The sequence below is a fragment of the Candidatus Kryptobacter tengchongensis genome (assembly GCF_001458555.1).
Lineage (GTDB): Bacteria > Bacteroidota > Ignavibacteria > Kryptoniales > Kryptoniaceae > Kryptonium > Kryptonium tengchongense.
Window position 1 is genome coordinate 1 of the sequence record NZ_CZVH01000005.1, and the last position, 5,734, is coordinate 5,734.

The window sequence follows — 5,734 nt, forward strand, 5'->3', positions numbered from 1 at the left end:
AAGTTAGCAACTATTGAAGCGGTTAATGTAACTATGATGATTATCTTCCACATATTGTTTCACCCTCATAATTAGAAACCCGCGATAACTGTGAAAAATATCGCTGATTCATCTCTGCTGTATTTTTCCTCACCAGGTTTTATAAATTTTCGCTTTGTGAATTTATAACCGAAATCAACCACAATTGAATAACCTTTATAAGAACTCTGGTTCGTCAACGAAAAAGCTATCACTCCTCTGTTTTCGCTTCCAGTTCCATCTTTCAAATTCCTTATTCTATAGGAAAACAATTCGGGAAAACCAACAATGCTAAGCCCCTGAATCCCGAAATTAAACACTGATCTATCTGTCAACTTATATCCAACTCTAAAAATTGGTATTGTTTCCTGCGTATGTTGAATTATATTTGTTATCCTTCTCAAACTTCCAGCAACATCAACATAACCAAGTTTCGTTTCCTTGACTGTTCTGACCTTAAATTGAGGTTTTATTTCAAGCCGACCATTTAAAAATTTAAGTGTATAATCAATTTTATGAACAAGTCCCCAAAGCGTAATTCTTCCATCAAGTTGATCTCCTGTGTATTTTGCCTCCGGAAGCAAAGCTTTTGATGGATCCCCAAGCTGTCGCTGGAAATTAATTTCAAAACGAATTCTGTTCTCAATGTTAAGATTTGGAATTTGCGTGTATCTTGCTTCAAGATAAAGGTTATGAACAAAGCTATTTCTATACCTGAGTTGATCTTCTGTAAAAACAGGGAAAGGACTTGTTATAGTTATGACGCCTTTATATTGATAAACTGGATTTGGAATTTCATCCCTAACTCTTTTCATAACATAATACAGAAGAAGAGAGCCAAGCCGTGGGTTTGATGTTGTGTAAAGTGTTTTAATATATGAGACCTGATTAATTCCACCCCTTGCAATTGCTTTTTCATTTATGAAACCAATTTGAGCTGACCAATTCCTCGCTAAATTTACCTTCATAAAAGTATGATAACCATTTATATCCGGCTCATAAGGATAATCAGGATAAATGTCATTCTCTTGTTCATCAATTACACCATTATTGTTCCAATCATCACCATAATCAAAGAGTGGGGGATCACTGTAATATGTAAGAAAATCTTCCTGATAATCAGGTATTCCATTTGCATTTTGATCATCATCTGGGATCCCGTCGTTATTTCTATCCTTTCCTGGGAATATACCAGCGTCGGGTCTTCTTATAATGCTGGTTAAGCCAATTAATTCGTTTGCGTTCTGCCTATATCCAAGTAAAAATGGATCAGGCGTTGGATTCAAAACATCGCCGTTTTCAAAAGTTGGATTTGGAGTCGCATTGTAAAAATAAAATCCATCTTCCCATCTATCTCTATCATCATTATCATCAACAAGAGAGAAATAAGCGCCACCCGGAATAAATGATATACCACTTGAAACATCATAAGCAGTCACACCATAAACATCAGGAGCAAGATAGGAATACCCAGAACCAGTCCACATCATATAGTAACTATTCTCAAGCGAATAAACATTAAGAGCGGTTGTATAAAGTGGTTCAATTTTATATCGTTCAAATCCAAAGGTTAAACGCCCAACTTTTTTAGAAGCTTTGATATAAAATGCGTTTCCTTTTTGCGTGAACCAGGGACCACGACCAACCGGATATTTTGACCATTCTAAACTTTGAGCAAATTCACCTTCTATGTTAAATCCTTTCCAGTTAAATTTGAAATTTAAACTATACACGCTCATTCCCGTTGTGAGAGCATAATTAAACCTGACAATTTGACGGTTTGACGCGTCTTTGACATTTCCCTCGGCTCTTTTTATTAGGCGGAAAAATGTCGGGGTCCCAACCGCAATTGAATCATAGTGTGGGATAAACCGTGCTCCTGTCGTTTGCCCCCAATCATCAAGACGATTGACAAAATCATGAGCTGCTTCAATTTTGAAATCATTTGCAACCAAAATTTCAAACTCAACTGATTCAACACCAGGTGGGATTATATAAGCAAAAGTTATATTTCCATCGCTTGGTATTTGCTCTGGATAAACAGGCAATGCAGACAACATTGACCTAAATTTATAACCGGGTCCTCCTTGAATTGGGGTGTAAGCAGTATAACTTAATGTATCAGCTCCAGCAACCCAAAGGGTTCTATCAATACTAAAATTTCTAAAAACATAATACTGAAGCGGGGCACCAAGAACCGTTTCTTGTGGGTTTGGAACTTTACCATTTATATTTTTAGTTGGAACTGTCCTACCGTTAATTTTAACAACCGGGTCAGAATAAATTATTGGACCCGAACCATCTTTTGGAGAATCATCACTTATTCTGACAAAGATTATCCTCGGAACACCATTTGGGGGAACACCCTTAAAAGGCACATCTCGGGCGTTGACATCCATTCGTCTCGTATGTTGATTTACATAAGTAGCACCAATTGTTAATACATCCCCGATATCTGTTTCAAAATGACCACCGAAAAGATATTGAGCCCAATTTCGCACCCTTTGCACCCCATCTATCAAAAGAGGTGTATCAAATCTAAATCTAACAGGATCACTAACCCTTGAAACTATAAATGTTCCTCTATGTTTTGTTGTAGCCCCGTCCCATCTCACACCGTTAAACCTTGCCTTATCAAATGTAAGCGATGTAAACTTCGTCCTTATCGCATCACCTATCATCAACCTCGTTTGAAAATCTGCATAATTATCACTTGCTATCACAAGATTTTGAAAATACTGGTAGTAAAACCTTGATTTCGTCAAGCTACTAAATCCTCCGAGCTCTTGTCCTATAAACTGTCTTTGGTTTTCAATCAACTCAAAAATTAAACTCCCGTCTATGAGAAAATTCCCAAAGTTATCATAAAACCTTTTCCTTAGGAAGGAAATGCTGTAATTTTCATAGTTTCTTCCCGAATAATTAAGATAACTTTCCTTGTCTCTTGAGATGAATTGCGCAACTGAAATTTCAAAACCGATGATTAAAAGCGTGAATAAAACAAATTTTTTCATGGCGTTGCAAATCAAAATTTTTTATAAATTAAATTCAAAACTAAATTTATGACTACCGCCTGCGTCGGGTATCTCAAATTGATGAACATATACATAGTCAATCCTAAATTTCCAGTATTTTATCCCGAATCCTGGATTTAAACTTGCCTGTTTCACGCCATCTACTATCGCTCCACCCGAGGCTCTGATAACAAACTCAAAATCACTTTTCAAAAATTCAGATGAAAAAGCCTTAATTTCAAATCCAGCATCAATTTTTAGATCATAATCAGATTTTAAAACCCCTAAACCTATTTGATAATTGTAAGTTCTTGATTCATATACGATCCCGCCAGCAATCTCCAGAGGTAATTTCGCATCACTTGATTTATTCAGTGCGATGCTCGGTTGAGTTATATTTCTTGCGGTTAGCCCAAAGCGCAAATCAGAACCATTTACAAAATCATTCCATACAAAAATTGCCCCAGCATCAAATGTAAAACCAAAATACGAATAAGCAGATTCACCAACAGGTGCAACAGCAGACCATCTTAAAAGTTTAAAACTCCCACCTATTGATAAACCTTTGATGTATTTAAACTCTCTTGCAACCGAGAAAATAAGTTGATTTTCACTCCACATCCCTGTTTTAAAATATGAAACTCCAACCCCGAAGTCAAAAATTGAAAAGATAGGCAATACCCCAGCCAAGGTTACGTAGTAAAGGTTTTCATCCTGCACAAATGGATAAAGCCGTGAGTAAGTTGAAGCAAAACTAAATTTTCTTATCTGTCCAATTCCAGCGGGATTATAAAACATACCGTATGGATTATCGGCAACTGCAACATAAGCCAAACCAAAAGAAACAGCCCGAGCCCCGTTGCCAAGGTCCTTGAAGGCTCCAGAAATCGCAAAATCAAAATGCAATGATATTAACACTATTGACAGGATAAATTTTCTCATTATGGAAGCGAAAATTATTTTTCAATAAACGACTGTTATAGTTTTAAAGACTGACTCAACACCAGTATCTGCATTTATCGCAACTCTCAAAAGATAAACACCAGGTCTCACAAGCCTCCCATTTTCATCCCTTCCATCCCATGTGAAAGAATTTGAAGAAATATAGGCAAATGCTTTGCTTTGCCCATCAAAAATTGTTTTGATAAGCCTACCCGTAAGATCAAAAATCTGGATCTTTAAATTTCTCTCAACCAAAAGATTTGCCAGGAAGAAACTTATTTGAGTTCTATCATTTAAACCATCACCATTTGGAGAAAATGGATTGGGATTGATCTGGAGGTCAACTATCAATCTTTCTGGAACATCTGTTGTTAAAACAGTCCAACTATTTAGATTGCCTCTTTTTCTCGTATCAACAAATTGTGGATTTGACGCCGTCATTTTGCTTATCACAACCGATGGGAATTCATTTATATCAAGGTAAAGCGTTAAACTTAACTTAACACTTATTCTGGAGTTTGAATTAATTGGTTGTTGAAATGCTATTTTTACATATTCTGGAGACGATATAACTGAATAAGCAACGGGATTCCCATTTAAAGTGACTGATTCAACATTTGCAGGTGATGGGGTAAATATAATTAGTGTATCAATTCCAAGAGAATTATCATCAACTTCAACATCAAAATTGCAAGTTATTTCAGTCCTTTTTAAAATTGGGACAACTGAGGGTTCAACCTCAAGGGTAATACTTTTAGCAACGAGCTTTTTATGGTAAAAAATTGAAAGTCTTTTTAAGATGGGTGTTTCAGTGCTTGAAGTGGATAAATTTACTTTGAATTGGATGTAACGCCTTGGCTCGGTTACCTTCATAACCTCAAAACTTGAAATTTCAGGGGACCATTGACTCCAGGTATCATTAACGCTTGGGCTTGAACCTGTTCTAAATTGGAAAGTTATTCCCGTGCCCTCAGGTAGTTCAGCTTCCCACTCAGCCCAACCCCAATTAACAGGCTGTCCAACATCAATGACCTTTGAATAATACTCCCCCGATGATAAATACCCAACACCGTATACTTCTATCTCAGCTATAACAGTTGAACTAAATCTATCAACAACATCAAAACTAATTTTAACAAATCTTGCAATTATTGGGTCAAAAATATCAAGTGTTTTAACATCTTGATTATCCGTCTTTTGAACGATTCTGGTAAGTTGAAGTGAATCAATGCCAGCGTAAATTGTATAAGCCCTTGGTCTAAGGGATTGGTTCAGACCAAAAGTTATAATCACAACCTTATTAATTCTTCTTAAAGCAAGCAAATCAATCAAAATGTAGCTACCATCTCCACCAGGTCTTATCTGACAAAATGTTCTACTATCACCATCAATTACTTTCATCGGGTTTCCAGTTACAGTATCTCTGTCCCCTGTAGAGGTTTTCGGCTCACCAGTTCCATAGTAAGTTATAGTTGCCCTTCTCTTTTTAGCAAGATTTTCCTGCTCACTTGTCTTTAGAATTAAATAATCAGAAGAGTTAGTAACATCAACTCCTTGACTTAATGTGCTATCAATAAAGCTGGAAAACTTTGAAATAACAATAGTATCTGGGGGGATTTGGGAACTGGCGAATGTGATAAGGGTTATTGAGAAAACTAAAATAAGCATCAAACGGTGCATAATTTCAAGTAGAATATCTTTGCTATTCAATTGTTTAATTTATCAAATTTTTGGTGATTAAGTCAAGGAAATTTAAAGAA

The 5,734-nt window shown here is 36.2% G+C and carries 3 protein-coding genes; all 3 read right to left on the reverse strand.

The window, feature by feature from the left end:
- Nucleotides 1-71: 71 nt before the first annotated feature.
- Genes AT685_RS00145 through AT685_RS00155 form a run of 3 tightly spaced genes read right to left on the reverse strand, consistent with a single transcriptional unit; the run spans nucleotide 72 to nucleotide 5,642 of the window.
- Nucleotides 72-3,032, reverse strand: coding sequence for a hypothetical protein (locus tag AT685_RS00145; protein ID WP_072151064.1), 2,961 nt, complete (start codon nucleotides 3,030-3,032; stop codon nucleotides 72-74).
- Nucleotides 3,033-3,053: 21 nt separating this feature from the next.
- Nucleotides 3,054-3,974 (reverse strand): PorV/PorQ family protein, encoded by a 921-nt coding sequence (locus tag AT685_RS00150; protein ID WP_072151065.1) that lies wholly within the window; start codon nucleotides 3,972-3,974, stop codon nucleotides 3,054-3,056.
- A gap of 21 nt (nucleotides 3,975-3,995) precedes the next feature.
- Complete coding sequence (locus AT685_RS00155) at nucleotides 3,996-5,642, reverse strand: discoidin domain-containing protein (RefSeq protein WP_072151066.1); 1,647 nt, start codon at nucleotides 5,640-5,642, stop codon at nucleotides 3,996-3,998.
- Nucleotides 5,643-5,734: the final 92 nt, after the last annotated feature.

What these genes read in the sequence shown, in the direction of transcription:
- AT685_RS00145 (WP_072151064.1), bottom strand. Translation starts at nt 3,032, where the DNA reads ATGAAAAAATTTGTTTTATTCACGCTTTTAATCATCGGTTTTGAAATT.
- AT685_RS00150 (WP_072151065.1), bottom strand. Translation starts at nt 3,974, where the DNA reads ATGAGAAAATTTATCCTGTCAATAGTGTTAATATCATTGCATTTTGAT.
- AT685_RS00155 (WP_072151066.1), bottom strand. Translation starts at nt 5,642, where the DNA reads ATGCTTATTTTAGTTTTCTCAATAACCCTTATCACATTCGCCAGTTCC.